Raw genomic sequence first — 24,464 nt, 5'->3', positions numbered from 1 at the left:
TTATGCTTTCTGTCACTATAGCACTCTTGCCAATCGGACCAAAGCGGCTCGCAGATGCCGATAGAATGTGGCCCGGCTCATTGAGCATGCCTGCGCTGCGGCAGTTGGATTGCCAGCATGTGTCCAATAGGCCGCATATAACAGCAGCTGATCCTGCTGGGAGATACCATGGACCCGACCCTCCAGCAAATCCAGGATATGCGTCTGTAGGTGGATTCCACCCGACATGCCATTCACTCGCGCAGCATACTCATGCAATTCTCCGGGAGAGTGCAGATAAGTCAGCATTTTACGCACGTCCTGTTCGGACCAGGGAACCTGATTCACTCCAGATGCCCCCTGCTGTACCCCACTGCCCTTTGTATCCGGAACCAAGAGGGACATCACCCAATCCCCGAATTGTCCACTGCGCAAATCCAGATCCAGTACATCTGCCTGATCTTCATAAAGGTCACATAAACGAGTACGCGCTCTTTTACTCCGAAAACCAATGCTCTGCAAAAACAGCTTCAGATAAGGATTGGTTGCGACCAGTATAACCCTGGCCCCTTCTCCCAGTAGTGACAGCCGATCCAGCGACATATAACCCACAAGTTCTTCACGTTTGTAACCTGGCACATCAGCCCTTGCTGCAGCAAGTACCGCAAAGTGAGTATCCGTCTGGTCCGGATCGCAATCCAGCTCTTCCGGTGTGAAGCATTCCTGCATTTCGGCTGGAAAATAGTTGCACAACAGCCCGCTGCTCTCCCGGTGCACGAGTACCGTAATGAACATCGCGATCGGAACGCCCTCCTTGTCACGCATTAATACAATTCCCTCAGGATAACGCTGTGCCAATTCGTCTAAAAAAGCTGGATAAGACGGCGCCTGCCACGGCTCCACGCTATATTCACACCACTGTTGAAGCAATTGGTGCAATGCCGGCAAGTCTTCCGCTCGCATCACTTCCAGCGGAGAAAACAGTGAATCAGCCGACACATCAGCGTACTTCCGATGCTGGAGCATGGATTCCTGACACAAAAGGAGCATTTTCCTCGTAATCTGGCGTCTCTCATGCGGACCCGCTTGTTCATGGAGCGGCTTTAACAGACCTGCTATTCGCACACGCATGGCTTGCAGACGCTGTGGTTCGCGTTGGCGAAAATCCCGAAGCAGATGTAATCTGGCCATATCATGCAGCGCCAGACCATTGGGCCCGGAACGAATGAACGACATACGCCTCAGAACGTTATATTCCTCAAGCGTCACCTCTGTTTGCAGCACGGAGGCCAACAATTCCTGATTCGCTGTTTCCAGCAGCGTTAATACCTCAACCATCGGGTGCAGGCGGGGTAGCGTCAATTCAAGCAGCAGCCTGGCGCTAATCATTTGTGACAATTCGGTCCAATCAGAAAAGGGAACATGCCTGCGCTGATCCGCAGCCTCCACAGCAAGCGCCAGCCCGAGCGGATGTCCATCTGTCATACGCGCAATCGTCCCGGCCAAGTTCTTATTCAATGATCCTGCCACCGCAATATATTCGGACACTTCTTCACCCGTAAAATGTTGGAGAGGCATCTGTACGAGGCGCTGCCGCAACCTTGGATGTGTCCGCCACGCTGAACCGGGCTCCGGCCTTGAGGCCAAAATGATAAGTACACCATATAAAGGCAGCTTGGATACGAAGACTTCCATAAACCAACTTTCGAGAAGAGCCAGCTCTTCATAATTATCCACAGCAAGGACCAGCCGCCTCTGTACTGAAGGCTTATTCAGCAGGCTCAATGGCCGCGGGTTACCATCACCCCCCATGGTCTCAAGTCCCAATGTAGAGGAGAGATACTCCAAAAAAACTGACGGTGTCGAGCCGCAGGATCTGCCATCCATCCATATTGCGGTCGCTCCCTGGTTTCGAGCAACGGACAACATCTCGGACAGCAAGGAAGATTTACCGATGCCTCCCATGCCCGTAACTGAAAAAATGGTTAAAGGTGCTTCCGGATTGCCGAGCCATCGGTCCAACATCATCAGTTCCTTGGCTCGACCCACAAAACGTTTTCCATGACCATAGTGGCTATCGTATTGAACCTCACTACTGTTCTCCATCTGTGTCCTCCGTACTAGATACTGGTACTTTCCATATATCTTATTTCCTCACAAGTTGAGACTATATTGAGACGCACAGTTACATGTGAAGTGATAAAATCTAGATAAAAGCCAAATTATAGTAAAATATATAAAACAGCTATATGTAAACGTTTAACACAGGGTACATACAGCTTTCATTCCGCTGTTTAATATAATCGCCATTCCGCTAATCGAGCACACCAATCAAGTGGGCATTGGATGTGATGCAGAACGCTGAAGTCCATTAGCATCACCTATTTTCGAACTTCATGCTTCCCTTTCAGAACCTATACAGCCCGATATTCAAGGAAAGGCGGATTTGTGTGAAAAAAAACCTCGATATCTGTAATCTGAGCGGACAACTAGGAATCAACCGTGAACGACTTGATGAATGGTTGCGTCAAAGCGTTGTTTCATCCAAAAAGATGGAGACGGAAACTCTTCCGGAGCGCAGCTCTTCGCCATATCGCTTGGCCGCTCCCACCTCGTTATCCCTTGCACCTTCCTCCGGACAACCCAAACTGTTTCGCGGCCGCCGTTCGGATTCTGGCACAACCGTATTACCGAGAGAATTACGACAAGCCCGTCGCATCAGTAAAAATTGCTAGACTGTGCATATCTTCCATTGATGCACAGTCCGGACTGTCTTCCAGCCTGATCCATCAAGACGAAAAATCCTGTTCCTCCTCGATCATGGCATGAGCAAGCAGCGCCATCTCCAGGCAGATTCTTCTTTCCTGATCCATAAAATCAGGTCCCATTAATTCTTCTAACTTCTCCAATCTATTGTACAGAGTTTGCCGATGTATGAACAATTGAGCAGCCGCATCCCGCTTGGAACCGAAGTTTTGCAGAAAGGCATCCAAGGTCTCCACCAGCCTTAGATGATGTGTCCGATCATAGTCAATCAGGACGCCCAGATGGTCATTTACAAAAGGCTGTAGAAACGATTGGGGCAATGCTTTTAGCATTTGATATATACCCATACGTTCGTAAAAATGAATATGTTCCAGCTGATCTACGGATCGTGAAACTTCGATAACCTGATACGCTTCCCGCAGACTGTCCGGTAACCCTGTTAATCGGTTACGCACCTTGCCAAATCCGGCATGGATCGTGACCTGCTTCAGGTTGCGACTCGCAAATCTCTTTACATCACCAAGAATGCCTTCAAGTGATTTTACCAGTTGATTTCGTGTGGATGTCTTGCTCTCTTCCTTGGCACAGCATACGTATACCTGATTATTTTTCAGCATGATGAGGCTGGCCAGATTGTTCTTTTTGAGTAAAGAACGCAGCAGCACCAGAATATCCTGATGGTTGGTTTCCATTCGCTCACGGCCGATGCCTTTCAGACGGTGCTCCATCTCAATAACTCCGCCGGCAAACCAGTACTGTCCCTTCACCAACAGACGGAGACCCATTCGGGTCTGAGCCTGCTCCTCATGAAGAATGTTGCCGTTCATCAGATCCTGGATCAGCTCATTCTGGTTGCGTACCATCTTCTCCTCCAGAAACTGGGATCGCAGAGTCAGCGCTGCCGCTGCCTTCGCCGTATAATCGAGCAACAGTTTAAGAAACTCGACGGGTGCTGAAGGATGTACAACCATGCCTACCGCAGAAAAAACCTGACCAAAACATACGACCGGGTGACACAGTAACACCTGTTCATCATCCAGATGGAACCATAGCTCAGTGTCTGAATCATTAAGATCCAGATGCTCAACCTCCTGTTCGTACCATGTGTAGATTGCTTGCTGTATGTCCGAAGGCAGTTCCGGCACAAAACTGCCCGGTTCCATGGACGAGATGTACACAACCGGCTTGGCCGCGTATTCATGCAAAAGGTTAAGTACAGCCGACATGTCTGTACTCTGTAATGTTCGCTGCTGAAGCTGACGGGAATAGGTTTCCAGGCTCTTCAGCAGCTGGTGTTGATGGTTGATGAGCAAAGCGTGGATATCCTGCGTGATCTCAACAAAACGGACCGGTTGCTCAAACACGATAAGCGGGAATTGATGCCTGTCAGCCAGTTCAATCAACTCTTCGGGAATGCCATGAATGCTTGTGCCAAACTCCACGCAGAGCCCTGCCGCTTCGCTCCGGATTAACTGGAGCAGATATTCTTCACGCCCTTCTTCCGATTGAAGCCATAGTCCAGTGGATAAAATAAGATCATGGGGACTTACAAAGGGAGAGACATTGGTAATCTCCAGCACATGAACCCATCCAACTTGACGTGATGTTCCTTCTTTCCCCGCAGCAAGCCGGGCTTTGGCAAAGACGGGGCGAGCCAGAATATCCTTTATCGTAAACACGCGGTCATTTCTCAATATCGATCCCTCATAGTGTCATTTTTTCTTACATTATAAGCGATGGACAAATGTCCTGAATAGTCTTTTCTCGACATTATGTTGATTCATTTTTGCAAAACATAGACATAAGGTAAGGTGCAAAACGATGCTCCAGGTCATAAACTTGTAGTATAAGCTAACAACCATTAAATGGACGAGGTGCATGGCGATGAGAATCGGAATCCCGAAAGAAATCAAAAACAATGAAAATCGTGTAGCAATGACCCCAGCCGGAGCTGCTGATTTTGTCAGAGCCGGACATCAGGTCATGATCGAACGTGGCGCAGGATTGGGTAGTGGATTCACAGACAACGAATATCAATCGGCCGGAGCGGAGCTTCGGGATACAGCTTCAACTGTGTGGGCGGAGGCAGATATGATCATCAAGGTCAAAGAACCCCTTGCCAGCGAATACGCCTATTTTCGTCCTGGCTTGATTCTCTTCACCTACCTGCACCTCGCAGCGGAACCTGCACTGGCAAAGGCACTGATTGAAAGCCGGGTGACCGCCATTGCGTACGAGACACTCGAAGTTAACGGTACGCTGCCTCTGCTCACCCCGATGAGTGAAGTTGCCGGACGGATGTCGGCTCAGATTGGAGCGCAGCTGCTGGAGAAAACGGAGGGCGGCAAAGGCATTCTGTTATCCGGCGTACCTGGCGTAAGCCGTGGCAAGGTCGTCGTTATTGGTGGCGGCACGGTGGGCACGAACGCCGCCAAAATCGCGATCGGTCTGGGTGCGGATGTGACCATCCTCGATTTGAATCTGAATCGTCTGCGCCAGCTGGATGATATTTTTGGCAACCAGATTCATACGCTGGTATCGAGTCCATCCAATATTGCGTCGGCTGTTGCGGCTGCCGACCTGCTGATCTGTGCGGTGCTGATTCCAGGCGCCAAAGCGCCAACCCTTGTCAGCGAGCAAATGGTTACCACCATGGCACCCGGTTCGGTCATTGTGGATGTGGCGATTGATCAGGGCGGAATTGTGGAGACCATTGATCATATCACGACCCACGATGAACCGACCTATGTGAAGCATGGTGTGGTGCATTACGCGGTAGCGAACATGCCAGGCGCGGTGCCGCGCACGTCTACGGTGGCGCTGACTAACGCCACCATGCCTTATGCGCTGCAGCTGGCGAACCATGGTGCAGCCGCCGCGATTCGCGGCAGTTCGTCCATTCGCAGCGCGGTGAACGTGCTGAATGGACATATCACGTATGAGGCGGTTGCCCGGGATCTCGGGCATGACTATGTTCCCGCAGGACAGGCGCTGGAGAATACCGCCGCGGTCCAGTAATCTTGATATGACCGTTCCACCCGGCGCCTTGCCGCTGGCATGTGGAACGGAATAGAAGCGCCAGTCCGGGCAGATCCTGTCCAGGCTGGCGCTTCTTGTTTTATTTTCACATGAAATAGGAATGAGATCTGAAGATGCTTCGGGTGGCGCTCTATACTACACGTTCGCTGCATACCTCACGGAAATTACAGTCCCGGCAAGCGCGGCGCGAAGGCATGGGCGTGAAATACGAAACGTCCTTGGGACGGTTGTAATACTCATCATCCACACAGGAGCGCATCTCCGCAATATACCGCCCCACGTTCTCCTCCACCTTCAGAATATCCTCTTCCGTTGCCGTAAACTCTCGGTGTGTCCCGGTTAACAGGTACTCCACCCGCAGCTCAATCTGCTCCAGCGGAACCCGGTAATGCTCCCTCACATAGGATGCGTACAGCATCAACTGATCCGAGAAGTCATCCTCCTTACCCGTCTTCCAGTCCACAATGACGATGTTGCCGTTGCTGCGGCGATATAACAAGTCCATCTTCACATATACACGCGTATCGTGCAGCATCATCGTATCCCATTTCTCAATCTCCAAAATATCCGTACTCGCACGGGACAGGTCCTCCCATGTAAGCGTCTGGTACAGATTGCCGACACAGGCCGAGGCCCGTTCTTTGATCGTGGCAATCCGGTCATTCAACGTGTCATCCCCGTAATACATCTCGGACAACATCACCCGGTTCTTGGGGTCGAGCCGCCACTGATCCTGATCCATCGATTCCACATACGCCTGATTCAGCAGCTTGCGCATGGTCTGTTCCAGAAAGTGCTCACGCGGTTTATCCTTGCCTTCTTCCCTGCTGCGTACCGCTGATTCACACATCCGATGCGCGAGGTCACCAAATACGAGGTATAGATTACTGAGCTGCTTCAACCGATACAGACGTACCTGCATCTCATCGGCTGACTCTGCCTTCCAGCCGTTATGTGCTCCATAATAATGATAATAATATTTGCGCAGGCACTCATCGAACATACTCGCCCGCGACTGCGAATAAGACCACTGCGGGTATTGTGCCATAAGATATTCTGCCTTTCTGTATGCCGGATCTGCATGAGATCCCTTAATGCTCACAGTATATAGGAAAGGGCAAAAACGCCGCAAGCACCCTTCCGTAATTTTCTTCTATCCGCAACCGTTTCCGATTCGATGCGTAACGTTTATATAGTAACATCACCAAAAGATGAAATTACAGAGTTGAACGTATACTATACTAAAAGAGTACAGGATTTTGCAGTTAGACAGATGAATTGTACAGGCATATCCTAAAAGGAGGCACCACCCATGAATCGACCGGATTGGTTCCAGGCGGAAGAAGCATTACAACAAATCCAAGTCATTGGAAGCGACCGGAATGAGCTCGTGAACATCATTGGCCATGTAGAAGGATTGAATTGTATCGGCACAGGAACGGATGCGGCGGTATTTACGTATGACGGATTGCCGCAGTATGCCTTCAAGATGTACTCAGATCATGCCCTGGACAAACTTGAAAATGAAAAACAGGTATATGAGCAGCTCCAAGGCCTGCCCTATTTCCCCACCTATTACGGCAGCGGCCGGAATATTCTTGTGATCAGTTTTGAAGCGGGAGATACCTTGCTCGAATGTCTGGAAAAAGGAATCCCGGTCCCCGAGCAGGTCATGCTCGATGTGGACGAAGCGCGCGAGGCAGTACGCAGCCGCGGCCTGAATCCACGAGATATTCATCTGAAAAATGTCATTCTTCAGAATGGACGCGGTAAAGTCATCGACGTCTCGGAGTATATTCAGGACGGCAACGATAATCGCTGGGAGCATCTCGTCTGGGCCTATCACAACATTTATCCACGGATCAAAGGCACACCCATTTCCCCACGCATGCTGCAAACGATCAAATGGGGTTACAATCAACTGGATCAGGCCAATATCAAATTGGACGACCTCTCCAAAAAGGCTAATCGATTATTCTCAAAATTCATGAAATAAACATCTTCATAAACAGAATACGTTTCTGATATCTGATATTGATAAAATAATCCGGATTACTCGCGCATCTCTGGCGGTGATCCGGATTTTTGTTTGTTTGTACCATGTTGACGCAAGGCCTTCCTATTTTAATCGCCCCTGCGAGGGTGTCATCCCTTTGTATTGTTTATACAGCTTCGTAAAATAGTTAGCATTATCACAGCCAACCTGGGCAGCGATCTCGGTAATGGTCAGGCTGCTCTCCTGCAGCAGCTGTTCGGCTTTCGTCATTCGGCACCCGTTCACATATTCCACAAAGGTGCGTCCAGTCAGTTTTTTGAACATTTTGCAAAAATGATACGTGTTCAGCCCTACCTGCCCGGCTGCCTCGGTAACGGACATTTTCCCTGTTGGCTCCGCTTCAATCTGCTCAATCAAAAGCTTGAATCGTTCCCGATTGGGAAAATACGATCCCGTTGTTTTATCTGGGAGATGGTGTGGCATAAATGTGCGGGCAAGCAGAGTGAACAAGGCATGCAGCTTGGATTTCACAACCAATTGATAGGCCAGCGGCTGTGAGGCCATCTCCTCGATAGCTTCATCCAACAGGGAGTAATAGCCTTGGCAAGCTATGTCGTGCTCCGCCGGTTTTACCGGGAACCTTACCTTCCCTTCCAGATAGGGAGCAACATATTTCAAGTGAACGGGGTCATGGGTAAAATCATGAAATAACGCACTGTTGAGCACAACCGAATCATAGTGGATATCCCCTTCCTCCAGAGCATACCCGACATGCAGCGCCCCACCAGGAATAATAATGACCTCACCTGCTTGAGCTACGTACGGCCTGCTGTCGATATGAAACAGGGCACTACCCTTCCGCATAAAAATCAGTTCAAAGTGTTCATGCCAGTGCAAGTACAGAATGCATTCTTCCGTTTTCATCCCCCAACAACGATTCTGGAACAGCTGAAATGGATGCGATTTATGGTCAATGCGGGTATTTTCGTGAAGCGCTTTCAGATCCAGCACGCTGTCTCCTCCTTTCCCCACAAGATCAGACTAATATTGCACAAGATTGTATAGAGCCATCCGGCAGATGCCCGGCTATAATGAGTGTGTCACGAAGTACTATAAGCCAATATTGGAGTGAAATACAACCATGAATAATCCGTTACGCATAGGCACCCTTGTAGGTGGACACGACGCAGTCCGCGTCATTCCACAGATTATGAAACATGGCTTCGAATCATTCAATCTGACCTTCTGGCAAACAACTGGTGATCTGAACCTCGCCGAGATGGCCAAACGTGTCCGTGAAATCGTGGATGAACAGGGAATTGTCATCTCTGCAGTAAGTGTGTTTGGCAATCCGCTCACCGGAGCCGGGGATAATGCCGATACACTAGCCAGTTGGGAACGGGTAATTGACCATGCCCAGCTCTTCGGAGCGGATATCGTCTCCGGGTTCACCGGACGACTGACCGATCAACCGATTGACCAATCCATCCCGCGATTCAAAGAAGTGTTTGGAGAACTGGCACGCCGGGCTGCAGACCGGGGTGTACGCATTGCATTTGAAAACTGTGATATGGGTGGTACATGGCAGATGGGGGATTGGAACATTGCTCATAATCCAACCGCCTGGGAGATGATGTTCGATGCGGTTCCCGATGAAAACATCGGATTGGAATGGGAGCCATGCCATCAAATGTCCAGCCTGATCGACCCGATTCCGCAGCTGCGCAAGTGGGCGCCTAAAGTGTTCCATGTGCACGGCAAAGATGCCACCATTGCCTGGGACATCGTCAAAGAATATGGCGTGCACGGCCCACGTGAATTCGTCTGGCACCGTACGCCAGGCTTCGGGGATACCAACTGGTCTGACATCATTACGATTCTGCGCCAAAACGGGTATCAGGGGACGATTGATATTGAAGGCTGGCACGATCCTGTCTACAAAGATGAACTCGAAATGACCGGACAGGTGCACGCACTAAACTATTTAAAACAATGTCGCGGTGGAAACTTTGTTCCCAATCCGGTATAGAAACGGGATTAACATGGAGTGGCATGATGTCCATTGCACGAGCATAGAAAATGAAAAGCATAAGGAGATGATAGGATGAGTCATCCTTATCGGGTAGTTGTGGCAGGCTGTGGGGCCATGTCCAACACCTGGGTGGATTACGCCATGCAAAGGCCGGACACGGAAATTGTGGGGCTTGTCGATCTGTATGAACATACCGCCGTTGCACTTGCTGCACGGCATGGCCTTTCCTGTCCCACGTTTACGGATATCAGTGAGGCCATTCGAGCAACAGATGCCAATATCGTATTTGATGTCACCATTCCAGCGAGCCATCACGGCATTGCCATGACGGCGTTACAACAAGGATGTCATGTATTTGGCGAAAAACCTCTGGCGGAATCCTTCTCTGACTGTGAAGATATTGTTCAGACGGCACGACGTACGGGCAATATTCAGGCCGTGATGCAAAATCGCCGTTTCGATCCACGTATTCGTGCTTATCGGCAGTTGATTGACGACGGAACGATTGGTCAGGTCGGTTTTGCTGGGGCAGATTTCTTCCTCGGACCTCATTTTGGAGGATTCCGTGACCTGATGGATAGTCCACTGCTGCTGGATATGGCGATTCACACCTTCGACCAGGCACGATATATTCTCGGTGCCAACCCGGTTTCAGTGTACTGTCACGAATTCAATCCTCCAGGGTCGTGGTATCAAGGCAATGCGATGGCATTGTGCATCTTTGAAATGTCCGATGGCTCCGTGTTTAACTATCGCGGGTCCTGGTGCACAGAAGGTGTGCCTACTTCATGGGAAGCATCCTGGCGTGTGACCGGCGAAAAAGGAACCGCCATCTGGGACGGACATGATGACATTTATGCTGAAATTGTCTCGGCGCAGCATCTGGATGCAGAAGGCAAACCATCCTTTTTTCAACCATGTGAGCGGATCGAAGGAAAGCAGCCTGTCATGGACAAAACAGGACATCACGGCTGCCTCGAAGACATGTTCGCTGCACTGGAATCTGGACAACTGCCTGAGACCGATTGCAGTGACAACCAGTTCAGCATGGCCATGGTCCTTGCGTCCCTCGAAAGTGCCCGCACAGGTCAAAAGGTGTTCATCGCCGATCTGCTGAAGACTGTATAGCGAAGCCGTGAGTAACATAGCCTTCCTCATAAACCAAGCCCAAACTGCGAATCTTTTGCAGTTTGGGCTTTATTGTTTTTTAACTACTTCCTTTTCCTATACAAGGTACAAAAAAAGTTTCTGATAAAACGCGAAGTAGTGGAGGGAACGAAATCGATTCTGAAGAAACGAAGTGCTCGCCTTTATCCCCGGATTTCGACTTTACAAAAGGCGATCAGGAAATCCGGGGATAACAGCGATCGAAAGAACGATTCGTAACCGAAACGGCCGCTTTACGAGGAGTAAGCAAGCTTTTTTTACATGTATCTTTTATAGAATTCCTTTTTTCATTGCTTTGTACACAAGCTGCGAGAACAGGCTGTTGGACCAAGCAAACCAGGGCCTTGTGAACGTGTTTGGATCATCCGAATGAAAACCTTCATGCATGTACCCAGTGCCTGCATCCGTGTTCTCCAGCAGCTCAATCATCTCCAGCATTTCCTTATCATTGTCTGCGGTCAGACCCTGCATGGACAGCGCCATATGCCAGATGTATCCGGGAGGAGTATGAGGGCTGCCGATGCCTTTGGCTGCTTGTCCTTCATAATAAAACGGATTTTCCTTGCTCAAAATAAAGCGCCGTGTATTCTGGTACACGATGTCCTCGGTGGAAGCATACTCCAAATACGGAATAGACATAAGTCCCGGGGTACCTGCATCATCCATTAGGCAAAAGTTGCCGTAACCATCCGTCTCATAGGCATAGATCTGCCCATACTCGGGGTGACGGTAAATACCGTATATGGAGATACCATGTCGTATCTCTTCTTCCAATTGGGCCATCACGCTGACCAGCTTCTCATCTCGAAATACCCACCTTGCAATCTCCCCCATTTGACGCAAAGTCACCGCTGCGAACATATTTGCCGGGATATTATAATGAAAATCACATGCATCATCACTGGGGCGGAAACCGGACCAGATCATCCCGGTATAGTTTACCGGCATCCCCAATCCTTCGTTACGAAGCGTGTCATGAGCTGGACAATTCCGGCGCATGAATCGATATGGGGACTGCTCACCATGACGCTGCTCCGTTTTCCACAGACTGACTATGCTTTCCATCACCCTCTTGAAACGCTCGTCAAATATATCCGTCAATTCCGTCTCACGCCAATACGCATAGGCGAGCCGCATAGAGAAACAGAGTGAATCCAGCTCAAACTTGCGTTCCCATACCCAAGGCGACATCTCTGTCTCATCATTTGCATCCCAATGCCATCCATTAGCCGTTTCGTTGAACGCATTGGCATAGATATCAATGTCCGCATAGAACGTATGCCGTTTGATCAGCCCCCCAATAATCCGTTGCAACTGTTCGTCTTCCTTCGCGAGCGGAACGTAGTGCATCACCTGCTCCACCGAATCACGCAGCCACATTGCCGGGATATCCCCTGTAATAACAAAGGTTGTCCCATCATCCAATAGCTTTGTCGTCGTTTCCAGCGTGTTGGGAAAACAGTTACGGAACTGTGCCAGCAATCTTGGTCTATGTTGGAGCCGTTCCTCGGCCTCAGTAAGAATGTTCTGCACAGCTTGCGGTAATTCCAGATGCGGCATGGGGATTTTCGGTAATCTGAACTGTTCCATGGATGTCGTCTCCTTTGAATTGAAGTTTCCATATTTGTTTGCATCGTTTCATTCAATGAATTGTGTCGCATTGTTATTTTCGTTATGATAAATTATAATAACATTATTATTTGTAAGTGTACTTTGCCGGAAGATGATCGTCAATTCATAACGGATGGTATATTAAAAAATAAATTGGATCATATGTTGTAGATTGAAATGGCTCGTTGGTTTTATGCAAATTGTTTACATATGAAGGAGTAATGAAATGTCACGTAAAGTATCTATCCAGTCGCTGGCCGACCAGCTTGGATTATCCAAATATGCCGTCTCCCGTGCACTCAGCGGCAAGACAGGCGTCAGCGAAGCGACTCGCGCCCGTGTGCTTGAATTAGCCCGTGCCTTGGGATATCGCCAAAGCACCCCAGGAAGCAGTACTGTTCCAACAGCTACCCACGCAGAACAATCCGAGCCCCCATTTGCTCTCATCTGCATGAATCAGCTCAACCGGGGTGAGCCTCACTATTGGCAGCGCGTCCTCTCCGGCATGATCTCTGCCTGTAATGAAAGAGGATGGCATCATGCCATTGTATCTCCCTCTCTGGGAGTTGCTGATGAACACACACCTCCAGAACGGGCAATCGCTCCTCACTTGGATTGGGAACGTTGTGCCGGGGTCATCGTTATGGGCGCTTTCCCCCATGCTGTCCTGCAACGACTGGCTCAGACAGGTCGTCCCATTGTACTCGTGGATCATCAGGAGCCACTGTTGAACTGTGATACCATCAGCCATGATAACCTGGAAGCAGGCATAACTGTGGCGAGATATTTAATGTCGATGCAGTGCCGTCGCATCGGTCTGATTACGGATGATGGCCGAGCTGCCAGCTTTGCACAGCGGAAGATCGGCATCGAACTGGCCTTGAACCATTTTCACACAGACAGCAGTCGGTTGATCACGTTCAGAGAATGGAATATTCCTTATGAGAACGGCGAATGGATCGACCAATTGGCTGCCACAATCAAAAACATGCCCGCCGACGAACGGCCCGATGCCTGGATTGGCGTCAATGATGATATCGCCTTGCAGTGGATGAATAAACTGCAGGAAATGGGATTCTCCACACCTGAGGATTGCCTTGTCATCGGTATCGACAATGTGCATGCTGCTGCTACATCGTCCCCGCCTCTGACCACAGTCAACCTATGCAAAGAGGAACTCGGTCAGCGTGCGATCGAAGCTTTACAGCGCCGGATTGAACGTCCAGGCACACCGAAGGAAACGGTCATGTTATCCACGTCCCTTATTCCACGGGAATCGGCGTAACTTTAATTTATTGAATACCAAAAAGGCCTCGCATGTTATTATGCGGGGCCTTTCATCACTATCTTGTTATTCATCCAAGCTTATTCCATTCCGTTCTTGGCATTCATAACTGTTATTTCTGCCAAGGCAGACTGGTGTACGACGGAAGATCTACTTCCCAATTCACGTCTCGATACTCACGATTAACTACGGTTCGTTTTAAGGTTAATTTCGTTCCATCTTCTTTGTAAAAACCACGGATGACCAATTTCAGATTGTCTGCAAAGTATTCTCCGTCATTATTAGGCTGGTCTGGATAACCGATTACTTGAACAGGATACTCTTTTCCTTCCGAATCTACGGCCACCCAGCGATCGCCATTAAAAGCATTTCGGAACGTTCCTATTCCCTCCAGGACTAGTGAGTAGTTTTTGTCATAGGATTCCCACACCGGTTTGTAATTGAAGTCAGAAAATAAAATTTCATCTCCATATTGTTCAAATTGCAATACGTAGGTGTAAATTTCAGCATCCTTACGCATCTTTTCCAGATCCACTTCCACGGACTTCTCCTCCCACACTGGGATGGTGTAGCCTTCCAGAATAAAGCGAATCTTCTTCGCATCCACCGTAACAAAAGCAGGGTCCCATGTCTCCGATAACTTCAATGGACCGCCATCCATTAATCCACTCAAATCTCGGAGCCGGAACTTGGCTTGACGGGCATCTGGTCTGCTCCCGTTGAATATTCGATACTCATTCGTTTCAGGAATTTCGAGGTGATACATTAAGTCCATATCATTCGCCCAATTCTCTCCGACTTTGGCACGCAGTTGATCATCCAGACTGATGTTCATGTCAAGACGGGTCCCGTTTGGCGTACGTACAAGCTGTGTCATATCCAGTTTCATGCCCTCAGGAGTGGTGTAGGTATTGTTCATGGGAGCCTCAACAGCCAGTGATTTGGCTTTGGTCATATCGATGTTGAATTGAAAGCTCCAATCTATAACAGCATTTTTATCTTCGTATGATTTTGTCTCAAAATTATAATAGCTGCCTACTTTTAGATGCCCAAGTTCTCCACGCACGATCACCTGATCCGGGATATCATCATGCAACTGGAATATAAATCGTTCAGCTGCCGAACCGCTTGTTCTGGTATCCCGGGCGAGAGTTGCAACCTGCTGCCCCTGATCGTCCGTAATATGAATTCTCCCCGCCTCTGGAGATATCGCAAAAAGCCCTAGCCCATCAGGTGTTGTTTGTTTCATTGTGATCACGATTTGAGAACGATCCACCAACACATCTTCAATCTTAAGCGTGTAGCCCTTATCCTCGATTTGGATGTTGGGATTAACTACGAGACCGAGCGGCTTCAAACGTTTGTAATCATCGGCAAAATAGGAATACTTGAGTTCTTCTGGAACAGGTATGTTAGGCAAAGGCGGGTTATTTACAGCATTTACCGTTGGTTGCGTCGATTTTGCTGTGTGATCAAAAGCAAACCAGGCCCCTCCCACAAGGATTACAACTGCCGCCGCTGTGATTCCCGTACGGCGCATCCAATGGGACTTGGAAGCCTTTTTCGTGAATGGATCCACGTCTTCTGCGCTCTCCATGGACACCCCTTCCAGCTTCCGCATCACCTCAAGCGTAAAGTCCGCATCCGGTTCTTCACGGAATAAATGCTGTTCCCACAATCGATCCTCATCATTTGGAATAGGCTTCATACGTCGATAAACCTCCTTTGCGCTCCATTTGTTTCTTCAACGTTTTCTTCCCTCGATAAAGTGCATTACGCACTTGCGTCGGACTCATGTCCGTGATATCTGCAATCTCTTCATAGCTCAGCTCATTCGTATATTTAAGAAGCAGCACAAGCCGATACGATTCTGGCAGTTGGTCCATCTGGCGATAGATTTCACGCTGCATCTCCTTATGCAGTACATGTTTCTCTGGCGTTTCACCACTGGTTTGTTCCAAACCCGTATGAACAGCGGTCATCACAGGTTTCTGTTGCCGCATAAAATCCCGCATCCGATTCACAGCGATGGTGTATACCCAAGACGAGAAACTGCTTCCTTCCCTTCGTGTCGGAAGATAGCGGTACATCCGGAGAAACGTATCCTGAGCGAGATCCTGTGCATCCTGATGACTCGCACCCATTCCGCGCAAAATGCCGAAGACTTTATTTTTATATCGATCCACGAGCACAGCAAATAACTGTTTGTCCCCCGCAATAATACGCTGAATGAGCTCCTCCTCTGGTATCTGTTGAGTCATGTAATCCCCCTTCTCTACAGCTTCCATGCATGGTTCTGTACTATTTAGACGGAAGCACTTCCTGAAACCTCTCACTTTATCCAAAAAAAAGAATTCGCGCCACCCGGTGTAAACCGGATAGCCGAACTCTGCAACCATTGAAGGTTCATTGTTACTGCTGCACTTGCTGCCATGTGGAGTTTTCTTTTTTGCTTCGTTTATCAGTCCTCTCTGCTTTTCTCGGAGACAAAATCACTAAGCTGTGAATAGATCGCTACGATCTCATCCATCGACATACGCACGAGTCCACTGGATGACGGGGCAACAAACTCATGAATTTCCTTGACGACCGGGTCGTCCTGAAATCCCCATTCTGCTTTGGCACGCTGACTGTACTGGGTGTATACCCCTTTCCCAACAAAACAGGCGATGTCTGGTCGGTATTCCTCCAGCTTTTGCCGTAAAATCTGCCGTCCCTCTGCATATTCTTCCTTTGTAATATCGTCCATACCTTTTGTTGGCCTGGCAACAATATTCGTAAATCCGTACCCCAGCTTCAGCAACTCCCCATCCTCTTGTGCATCATATAAACGAGGTGTCAATCCGGAACGTTCAAGAATGCGCCAGAAACGGTTTCCTTTATAAGCATAATGATGACCCGTCTCTCCAGACGTAATGCTCGGATTGAATCCAATAAATAAGATTGATAAACCATAATCCAGATGATCTGGAATCATAATGAAGAGCCCCCTTATCTTTTTTAGTCAATTACATCTTTGATCTGTGTCAGCATTTTGCATAATTCGATTCTAATCGTTCTCGGGTACAAGATATTGACGAATAGAACCATTTCGATCTATATCTTGCTGATTGAAAGTCACTCTTTGGATTTTTGCAAAATGCTCGTCTATAAAATGATATAATGGTTGAAGTATTTTCGAAATCGGACTGAAATTTTCATGAAAAAGGAAGCTGAACTGATGATTGCAGACATCATGCTTGAAGTCGTCCTGCCCGTCTTTCTCCTGATTGCCGTCGGGTCCTGGATGCAAAAGGTGTTCAAGTTGGACTTGTACACCCTTGCCAAAATCAATTTCTATTGTATTACCCCCGCAGCCGTCTTTATGAGCATGTATCACTCCGATATGTCAGGGGAATTGCTCGGAACTGTAACGCTCTTTTACGCCTTATATGTACTTATTCTCTATATTGTGGGGTCTGTGTTCGCACGCTCGCTTCGCATGAATAAAGGCATGAAGGCCGCCTTCAACAATAGCATCATGCTGGACAACGCAGGCAATTATGGCCTGCCTATCAACTCCCTGGTATTTCGTGGTGATCCACTGGCCTCTTCCATCCAGGCACTGGTCATGTCTTTACAGGCATTGCTGACGTTTACCTATGGTGTGCTTTCCATTCAAGGTGCGAAGCTCAAAGGCAATTACCGTGCGGTAATCATTGGATTTCTAAAAATGCCCGTTCCTTATGCGCTGTTGCTCGGCATTTTTTTTCATATGGGAAATATTCCACTGCCCACTTTCCTGTCCATGCCGCTGACTTACGCGCAGCAAAGTATGGTCGCTGTAGCACTACTAACACTCGGCGCCCAAATTGTAAAATATCCGATCCGCTTGTATCGTCTTGATGTGTATATTAGCACATTTCTGCGTTTGCTGATTGGTCCAGCTATTGGGATTTCCATTGTACTGCTGCTCGGTTTGCAAGGTATCGCCGCTCAGGCCCTTATTATCGCATCCGGTATGCCTACCGGAGTCAATGCGTCCATTCTGGCCGAGGAATACGATAATGAGCCAGACTTTGCCGCCCAGACGGTTCTGATCTCAACTTTGCTTAACATCATTACGATTACCGCACTGATTTCGTTTGCGAAGACATTCTGATGCAATATTTTAAAAAATGTCCAGTTCACTCTCCTCCAAGGAGCAGTGAACTTTTTTTGTTATGCGGATGGATGATATAACAGTTGAACTAAAAAAAGTCCAATGCACCCATATGCCGGATGCCTTGGACCTCTACTATTGCCTGCATATGCCATCTGATCAAGTCATTGTACGACTTACCAGCCTAAAAAAACTAAGATTCACATGTCGTTCGTTCAGGGAACTTACCGCCTTCTCTGAACAAACACCGAACCAGTCGCTGTGCGGCCCGATTGAAATAAAAACTCGGACTGACACCCTCCACCTGAACAGGCTCCAGTTCCTTCACACTTTCTTTGACCTTATTCATTTCAATGAGTCCCATCTTCCGCTCATTCGGTCCGAATCGATAAATAACCTTTTCATCGTCTTCCGTCTGTTTCACCAGCAGAATCATTGACGCCATACAGGTTACCCCCTATCGTTACGTTGTGAGATTCCAATGACCACTTGCTTACTATTAATTATTACCCAGAACGGATAGGAAACATATAGGGCTTTAGTTATTTATATTAACGTTAAAACTCCTAATTTTAATTATCTTGAATGAAATATTTTGACGAAAAATAACAAAAACAGGTTTGGATATACCAAACCTGCCCTATTACCTTGCACCTAAAGGAATCATAAGTCTCATGCTTCATCGATCCTTTTACAAACGTGGGTCCACCGATTCAGACTCCAGATGTGCAAATACGCACGACCTCGTACTTTAATCGCAGGTTGGAGCCCACACCTCTTGCAGTGCAAAACGGAAGATCCGATCCAGTTCTTCATATTGAATAATCTGTTCATTCTCCAGTTGGGATGCCAGTTGTTCATAATGCGCAATCTTCTCAGCCAAAAAAGCCTGTATGGCGGGCAGCTGCGGCTCCAGATCAAGTTCCTCGCCTGCCTTTTTCCGGCGCAGCAGTTCATGAATCTCCGTATACAGCGATGTATTCGCAGGTACAAGTTCTTGCACTAGCTCTTCAAATGCCATCGGTGGCATCGCATCATAACGTTCGATCCACCCACAAGCGAGCAATGGACGAAGAACATAGAAGTACTTTTTAATCCTCACGCGCTCACCTTGTAAATAATCTCGAAAATTGCCCTTCGCCATATTCAGATAATGATACATGCAGGACTTGGGCGAGAAGGTCAACGGTGAAAGGGCCCGGATATGCTGCGCCACGTTATATTGTTCATCATACTGAATCGGAGATTGCAGCCACTCCAGCAGCGGTGGATTCGACTTGCGAAACAGCTTCAAAGCTTTGCGCAAATCCCAACCATTAATATCAAGCTGATCACTGATCGGGCGTTCGATAACATCCCTTTTATCCTCAATGGACAAGTACCATTCCAGCGGTCTCACATACAGAAAACGAACATCGTAATCGCTGTCCTGTGAGGGAAATCCCCATGCCCGACTGCCAGATTCACAGGCATAAATGATCCGTACCTGCTCCTCCTGTTCAATCTGCTTCAACTGTTGTCTGATCGTATCTTTCATTTCTTCATTAACGTAGGTCATGGTCAGCCGCCTCCACATTTTCCAATTTAAATCTCTGTCTCTCTCACCCGGTTCGCGAGTGTATCATATCCTGCCACAGTCTCGGCAATATACGTCAATACCGCTTCACTCCAACCGTAGATATAAAAGGTTTTGCCATCCCGTGGCGGTACCATTGCCTGCTGATAAGGTGCTATATCCACAATAAATGCCTTCAGCTCCGGATTCATCATCCGGCGATATCGCTCAAGCTCGGCATATAACGGGGTGCCTTCATTCTGCTGTTCATCGGTGATCATAATGATCTGATCCACTTTTTCTCCGATATCCCGAAGCTCTCGTACAGGCCGTCTCGTGTCTGTTCCACCTTGTGCACGAATCCGGTGAGCTTGGGAAAGAATGCTTTCATCCATCTTTGGACGAGCATCCTCAACCATATGGTCGAATAACCAGAACAGCGAGTTGCCGCGTGTTTGTTTATATAGCGCCAGTGCCAGCACCGAACCAATCCGCAAATAATCCCCTTGCATGGAACCGGAGCGATCCAGAAAAATGGCGGTTCTTCCCGGCAGCAATGGCAGGTTGCCAATCGATAGCTCCACCGCTTCCCGCAAAGCATATCGCAGCTCTTCTCTTGCGATCATTTCATACGCACTGGCAAATCGGAAAGGCAGGATGCGCGACTTGCGCAGGGCTTCTGCATCCGTTAAACGGCCCGTCACGTAATCGATATTTTTCGATTTATCAAAAACACCTGCCCGATCCATTGCATTCAGATGACGTAACAAGGCAAAGGTCGGCATCTGGGACATCAACGCCTCCCATACCGTACGTGTCGGCTGCATGATCGATGTGACCACCGAATACGGCAGTTTGCCTTTTTCGATCAGATGCATCCGACTCGCCGGGTTTGGGGTAGCTTTCAGCTCTTCCAGCGCCTGCAACTGCGGCAGTTCCGCAAGATCCACCTCATGTCCTCGCAAATAACGGAACAGGGCTTGTTGCTTCATATCTGTCGGCTTGGGGTGTGCTGTAGCGATCATATCGCCCAGACTGTATCCACGTCCGCGCCCGTTGTATTTGATCGCCCAATATTCAGTAATGCCGTTCAAAAATTGACTTACCTGACGCTTCACCGCTCGACCGCCCTGCCCCCGACCTGTTCCTCTTAGAATCGTCAGAAAATCGGCCAAGTCAGCCGGTGTCTGTACGACCTTGGAGAATATCTTCGCAAACTGATCCGGCTCCACCTTGGACAACAGTGCCAGACCGTACAGAGGCTGTAAACGCATCAAGCCTTCATTACGAGCATAGACCAGCGCCCGCGCCATAAACCCTGCATCGACCTCAGCCATCTCCTGATGACTGACCATCGCATCGTCCATCAATTGCTGTGTATCTGCATAGAACGTATTGTTCAATGTATTGGTCATCAACAACTGTATATATTGTTCCTCCACCAAACGCTCATAGGCACCGTAGCCCCCATGATTACGTGTCGTTGGCTGAGGTTGATTGAATAATTGTTTCGCTCTGCTCATCACTCATGACCTCCCGGTGTGAGTCTATTTACTGATATTCCATAATAAAATGTTCCGAGGAAAAAGGTGGGAAGGTATAATACCCGCTCTACCGCTGAGCTACACCGCCATGAACGGCGGCGATTGGATTCGAACCAACGACCTGGTCGATTAACAGTCGAAGTAACCCTCCCTGGCGCCTCGGAACCTTGATCCGCAGAGTTTGTTGCTGCCCCGCTTCACAACCTTATTATGCCTCACACATTTGCACGCGAACATGGCGAAAGTATGGCGACGAATCAATTTCATAACTCATAAAAATATCGTTTTCAACCTCCATAAGTTTAAAATGAAACCAGCCACTCATCCTGATACAATGAAGGGATAACGGTAAATGGGAAGATCACGAATGATTCTATATAATGCAGAATTGTTCTGCCAACATAGTCATCCACTACATCCGCCTGACTCCAGGCCACCAAGGAGTGAATGTTCATGGCTAAAGAGAGCTTTGACAAAGAAATTCAATTTCTGCGCATGCTGTCCCTGACAAGTGGTGCGTATAACCGTAAACAGTATGCCGAACGGCTTGGCATATCCGTACATACTTTTGATAAAACCCAACGCAGATTAAAAGAAATCATGCAGACCGTCGCTGACCAACGCTCAGGCTCGGAACCAAACAAAGAAATGGCGGATCTCGTCCGCTTCCAGTACGGAGAATCTGCTGAGCCCATGCTGCTCTTCCTCTTTCGCGCCAAGTCGATGAAAGAGACTGAAGTTCAGCGTCTTTCTATCCTTTTGCATACCTTACAAGATCAAGCTTTAACCGCCATGGAGTTACTGGATGCCTGCTGCGCGGATCTGCCTGAGGAACTGGCGCTACCTGACGAAAAGACCATTCGCTCCGATCTGAAGTATCTGGAAGAAGTAGGGGTGATCCGCAAGGAACCTGGCGGCAGGCCCTATCGTTACCTTTTGCAGCAGGACGTACTTACGGGTTTAACCGTGGAAGAACAGCTGGAGCTGTATGATTTTGTGGATATTATGGCGAACACCCAGGTTCCGTCCGTACAAGGCTATATATTGCGGGACAGTCTCAAAAAAGCCATTGCTACAAGCTATCCACAGGAAGAAGCCACCGAGCCATTTATATATAAATACCACTATTATTCACGCATTCTGGACGAAGCACATCTGTACACTCTGCTTAGTGCGATTCGTCAGCGAAAGTATGTCCAGTTTCTGTATTATTCACCCAAAAAACCGTCCAGCTACAGCTCGCAGAATACGAATCCGCGCTTCGAACGGGAAGCAGGCGGACGACCCAACCGGATCGTACCGCTTGAAGTTGTCTATGACCATCAGTATGGTCGCTGGTATGTCATTGGATATCAGGGACGCCGAGGCTTTGTGAAATTCCGGATGGAAGGTATTACACAGCTGGAGGAACAGGATTCGATTGAAGAAGGATATATGCTCGAATTGAAACAACAGTGGGCCGAGATCAGCCGCTACAGCTGGCTGGTGGATACGGGGAATACCGTGACGGTTCAAGCCCGATTCTTCCATCCTCAGGACGGCCAGCGTAACTTCATTCTGGATCGGGTTCGTTTGCAAGGCCAGTGGGGAACGATTACGCCCGAAACGGAACATACCTTTCTATATGAAATTCAGGTCAACGGTACCACCGAGATTAAGCCGTGGCTTCGGAGTTTTGGTTCAAGCTGCGAGGTGATCGCTCCACAGAGGCTGCGTCAGGAGATGATTAAGGAATGGAAGGAGATTGCGCAATATTATGAATCTGTTCGAGAAGATGTTCAACTACCAGATGATGACGAGATTGAATGAAACCGGACTGTTCACCTGGACTTCACAGGAAAGAGCCTGGCTGCGCATGATGCTGAATCACCCTGCCGCACCAGAAGCGCTGCACCCTGATACGTTGCACAAAATGCATGACATGCTGGATGCAGAGCAGGATCTGGACCTTCAGGATTACCTGACCGAAAAAGCCAAAAGTGAAGAGAACAGTGTCTTTCATCCACTGCTTAAACCATTACGGCAGATGATTTTGCATCATCAGGGGTTTCGTTTGACAGGGCGTGTCCGCAATGGACGAATCAGCCAGGATCAGTTTGGTTACCCCTACAAGCTCGAATATTCCATGGTCAAAAAAGAATGGTACGTGCTCTGGTATGCTCCACTCTACAACAAACTGATGTCCACCAAGCTGCACAGCATCATTACCGCGGAAGCCCAGCCGCTTCAACCGGAAACCGCTTCTCAGTATGCTGCCAAAATCGCAATTTTAACGGAGAACCGAAAGACAACCGTAACGATCGAAGTGCTGCCGGAGTTTAATCAGGAGTTGTCGCGAATTCTATATGCCTTTTCCTGCTTCGAGAAGCAGGTGGAATTTGTGGAAGCCCAACAGACGTACCGCATTGAACTAACCATTCCCCGGAATGAGATGGATTACGTGCTGTCCAAAATGCGTTTTCTGGGCAAACGGGTACGGATTGCAGACAATGCCGCGCTTCGGGAGCGAATGTCCGAGACAGCCGCCAAAGTATTGGCACGTTATGCTGAATCCGAGCCTGAAGCAAAGCCGGAACGGACTTCTGGAGGAGTGCGGAGCCACCACGGAGAGGAACCTATTGTAAAGAAGGAAGGCAGTGATTCTGCATAATGATTCTGCCTAAAGTATGTCTTTTATTTCCAATCATTTACAGATAACTTGCTAACCAATTGCCGCAAAACACAAAGGGGTTATCCCGAGTCATGAAGATGAGGGGATACCCCCTTTTGATGATTAGCTTACGCGCCACTACCGGCAGCCGAATTCCTTCTTTTATTAATTGCATGCACACCCATCACAACCGCAATCAATTCATACGTATCCAGATGTTCTGATTGGTTGTCTAACACAAACGCGCCGGAACCGAACCAGCCACTTGTACGCTTGAAGCTTGCCACGATTTTGCCGCCCATCCCGGTGATATCATATTCCTGTGAAAACGCCGGAGCGGAGACATCATACACACCACGCGGTCCTGCATCGTACTCATACTTTTTACTGAAGAAGCTGATCCTCGCCCGTAAGACACCCCATTCCCTTCCATCGGCTGAAGTCACATCCCAACGGTTACTTAACATGCGGAATTTACCACTGCAGATGAGCCCCGAGTTATCGAATACATCAAGCGATGAACCAAATGCACTTTTCAAATCGAGATGACCTGCCTGTTCCTGTTCATGGTTCATAATCTCGGTGTACCCAGCATTAAAGAAATTATCTCTGAAATAGAGTTCCATGGAATCCCTCCCTTACAAGAAATAAACCTTCTCCCTTATTGCAAAACGACATATATCCCTATTTACGTATAAG

Annotated in this window: 21 protein-coding genes; 9 read left to right on the top strand and 12 right to left on the bottom strand. The window is 48.5% G+C overall.

Going from position 1 to position 24,464, the window contains the following annotated elements; all coding sequences use genetic code 11:
• Positions 1–15: 15 nt before the first annotated feature.
• Complete coding sequence (locus tag BMY78_RS01485) at positions 16–2,085, bottom strand: ATP-binding protein (protein WP_090894007.1); 2,070 nt, start codon at positions 2,083–2,085, stop codon at positions 16–18.
• A 344-nt stretch (positions 2,086–2,429) separates the two neighbouring features.
• On the opposite strand from BMY78_RS01485, the gene BMY78_RS01480 reads away from it, so the two are divergent.
• Entirely contained in the window at positions 2,430–2,714 is a 285-nt protein-coding gene (locus tag BMY78_RS01480) for a hypothetical protein (protein WP_090894006.1), read from the top strand.
• A 54-nt stretch (positions 2,715–2,768) separates the two neighbouring features.
• Here the strand turns inward: BMY78_RS01480 and BMY78_RS01475 are convergent, their stop codons facing one another.
• Entirely contained in the window at positions 2,769–4,439 is a 1,671-nt protein-coding gene (locus tag BMY78_RS01475) for a PucR family transcriptional regulator (RefSeq protein ID WP_090894004.1), read from the bottom strand.
• A 190-nt stretch (positions 4,440–4,629) separates the two neighbouring features.
• On the opposite strand from BMY78_RS01475, the gene ald reads away from it, so the two are divergent.
• Positions 4,630–5,763: an alanine dehydrogenase gene (gene ald, locus BMY78_RS01470; RefSeq protein WP_090894001.1), complete on the top strand. Its 1,134-nt coding sequence runs from the start codon at positions 4,630–4,632 to the stop codon at positions 5,761–5,763.
• Positions 5,764–5,914: 151 nt separating this feature from the next.
• Here ald and BMY78_RS01465 read toward each other — a convergent pair whose 3' ends face one another.
• Positions 5,915–6,832, bottom strand: coding sequence for a PD-(D/E)XK nuclease family protein (locus tag BMY78_RS01465; protein WP_090901870.1), 918 nt, complete (start codon positions 6,830–6,832; stop codon positions 5,915–5,917).
• 264 nt (positions 6,833–7,096) lie between these two features.
• Here BMY78_RS01465 and BMY78_RS01460 point away from each other — a divergent pair, with 264 nt between their 5' ends.
• The gene (locus BMY78_RS01460) at positions 7,097–7,780 is read left to right on the top strand and encodes a serine/threonine protein kinase (RefSeq protein ID WP_090893999.1); all 684 of its coding nucleotides are present in this window, start codon (positions 7,097–7,099) and stop codon (positions 7,778–7,780) included.
• A gap of 123 nt (positions 7,781–7,903) precedes the next feature.
• Here the strand turns inward: BMY78_RS01460 and BMY78_RS01455 are convergent, their stop codons facing one another.
• Positions 7,904–8,791 (bottom strand): helix-turn-helix transcriptional regulator, encoded by an 888-nt coding sequence (locus BMY78_RS01455; protein WP_090893996.1) that lies wholly within the window; start codon positions 8,789–8,791, stop codon positions 7,904–7,906.
• 130 nt (positions 8,792–8,921) lie between these two features.
• Between BMY78_RS01455 and BMY78_RS01450 the strand changes: the two genes are divergently transcribed.
• Both BMY78_RS01450 and BMY78_RS01445 read left to right on the top strand, forming a co-directional pair.
• Entirely contained in the window at positions 8,922–9,809 is an 888-nt protein-coding gene (locus BMY78_RS01450; protein WP_090893993.1) for a sugar phosphate isomerase/epimerase family protein, read from the top strand.
• A gap of 75 nt (positions 9,810–9,884) precedes the next feature.
• The gene (locus tag BMY78_RS01445; RefSeq protein WP_090893991.1) at positions 9,885–10,940 is read left to right on the top strand and encodes a Gfo/Idh/MocA family protein; all 1,056 of its coding nucleotides are present in this window, start codon (positions 9,885–9,887) and stop codon (positions 10,938–10,940) included.
• Positions 10,941–11,249: 309 nt separating this feature from the next.
• On the opposite strand, the gene BMY78_RS01440 is transcribed toward BMY78_RS01445, so the two are convergent.
• Positions 11,250–12,569 (bottom strand): glycoside hydrolase family 125 protein, encoded by a 1,320-nt coding sequence (locus BMY78_RS01440; RefSeq protein ID WP_090893987.1) that lies wholly within the window; start codon positions 12,567–12,569, stop codon positions 11,250–11,252.
• A 247-nt stretch (positions 12,570–12,816) separates the two neighbouring features.
• On the opposite strand from BMY78_RS01440, the gene BMY78_RS01435 reads away from it, so the two are divergent.
• Positions 12,817–13,875 (top strand): LacI family DNA-binding transcriptional regulator, encoded by a 1,059-nt coding sequence (locus BMY78_RS01435; RefSeq protein WP_090893984.1) that lies wholly within the window; start codon positions 12,817–12,819, stop codon positions 13,873–13,875.
• A gap of 112 nt (positions 13,876–13,987) precedes the next feature.
• On the opposite strand, the gene BMY78_RS01430 is transcribed toward BMY78_RS01435, so the two are convergent.
• The 3 genes from BMY78_RS01430 to BMY78_RS01420 all read right to left on the bottom strand — a co-directional run bounded on the left by BMY78_RS01430 (position 13,988) and on the right by BMY78_RS01420 (position 16,852).
• Positions 13,988–15,583 (bottom strand): DUF4179 domain-containing protein, encoded by a 1,596-nt coding sequence (locus BMY78_RS01430; protein WP_090893982.1) that lies wholly within the window; start codon positions 15,581–15,583, stop codon positions 13,988–13,990.
• Complete coding sequence (locus BMY78_RS01425; protein ID WP_090893980.1) at positions 15,564–16,136, bottom strand: RNA polymerase sigma factor; 573 nt, start codon at positions 16,134–16,136, stop codon at positions 15,564–15,566. The genes BMY78_RS01430 and BMY78_RS01425 overlap by 20 nt, the downstream gene beginning before the upstream one ends.
• 200 nt (positions 16,137–16,336) lie before the next feature.
• Positions 16,337–16,852, bottom strand: a complete 516-nt coding sequence (locus tag BMY78_RS01420; protein ID WP_090893977.1) for a mismatch-specific DNA-glycosylase — start codon at positions 16,850–16,852, stop codon at positions 16,337–16,339.
• A gap of 243 nt (positions 16,853–17,095) precedes the next feature.
• On the opposite strand from BMY78_RS01420, the gene BMY78_RS01415 reads away from it, so the two are divergent.
• The gene (locus tag BMY78_RS01415; protein WP_090893975.1) at positions 17,096–18,016 is read left to right on the top strand and encodes an AEC family transporter; all 921 of its coding nucleotides are present in this window, start codon (positions 17,096–17,098) and stop codon (positions 18,014–18,016) included.
• 193 nt (positions 18,017–18,209) lie between these two features.
• Here the strand turns inward: BMY78_RS01415 and BMY78_RS01410 are convergent, their stop codons facing one another.
• The 3 genes from BMY78_RS01410 to BMY78_RS01400 all read right to left on the bottom strand — a co-directional run bounded on the left by BMY78_RS01410 (position 18,210) and on the right by BMY78_RS01400 (position 21,094).
• Complete coding sequence (locus tag BMY78_RS01410; protein WP_063567677.1) at positions 18,210–18,461, bottom strand: RNA-binding protein; 252 nt, start codon at positions 18,459–18,461, stop codon at positions 18,210–18,212.
• Positions 18,462–18,767: 306 nt separating this feature from the next.
• Positions 18,768–19,574: a nucleotidyltransferase domain-containing protein gene (locus BMY78_RS01405; RefSeq protein ID WP_090893973.1), complete on the bottom strand. Its 807-nt coding sequence runs from the start codon at positions 19,572–19,574 to the stop codon at positions 18,768–18,770.
• 26 nt (positions 19,575–19,600) lie between these two features.
• Positions 19,601–21,094, bottom strand: a complete 1,494-nt coding sequence (locus BMY78_RS01400; RefSeq protein ID WP_090893971.1) for a TROVE domain-containing protein — start codon at positions 21,092–21,094, stop codon at positions 19,601–19,603.
• Positions 21,095–21,568: 474 nt separating this feature from the next.
• Here BMY78_RS01400 and BMY78_RS01395 point away from each other — a divergent pair, with 474 nt between their 5' ends.
• Both BMY78_RS01395 and BMY78_RS01390 read left to right on the top strand, forming a co-directional pair.
• Entirely contained in the window at positions 21,569–22,924 is a 1,356-nt protein-coding gene (locus BMY78_RS01395; protein WP_090893969.1) for a helix-turn-helix transcriptional regulator, read from the top strand.
• A complete protein-coding gene (locus tag BMY78_RS01390; RefSeq protein ID WP_090893967.1) occupies positions 22,872–23,765 on the top strand; it encodes a WYL domain-containing protein in 894 nt (297 codons plus the stop codon). Before BMY78_RS01395 ends, BMY78_RS01390 begins: the two co-directional genes overlap by 53 nt.
• Before the next feature lie 128 nt (positions 23,766–23,893).
• Here the strand turns inward: BMY78_RS01390 and BMY78_RS01385 are convergent, their stop codons facing one another.
• Positions 23,894–24,391, bottom strand: coding sequence for an LURP-one-related/scramblase family protein (locus tag BMY78_RS01385; protein ID WP_090893966.1), 498 nt, complete (start codon positions 24,389–24,391; stop codon positions 23,894–23,896).
• Between the last annotated feature and the right edge of the window lie 73 nt (positions 24,392–24,464).

Source organism: Paenibacillus sp. OK076 (genome assembly GCF_900110055.1).
In the GTDB taxonomy this organism is placed as follows: Bacteria; Bacillota; Bacilli; order Paenibacillales; family Paenibacillaceae; genus Paenibacillus.
This window is presented reverse-complemented; position numbering and strand designations above follow the sequence as displayed.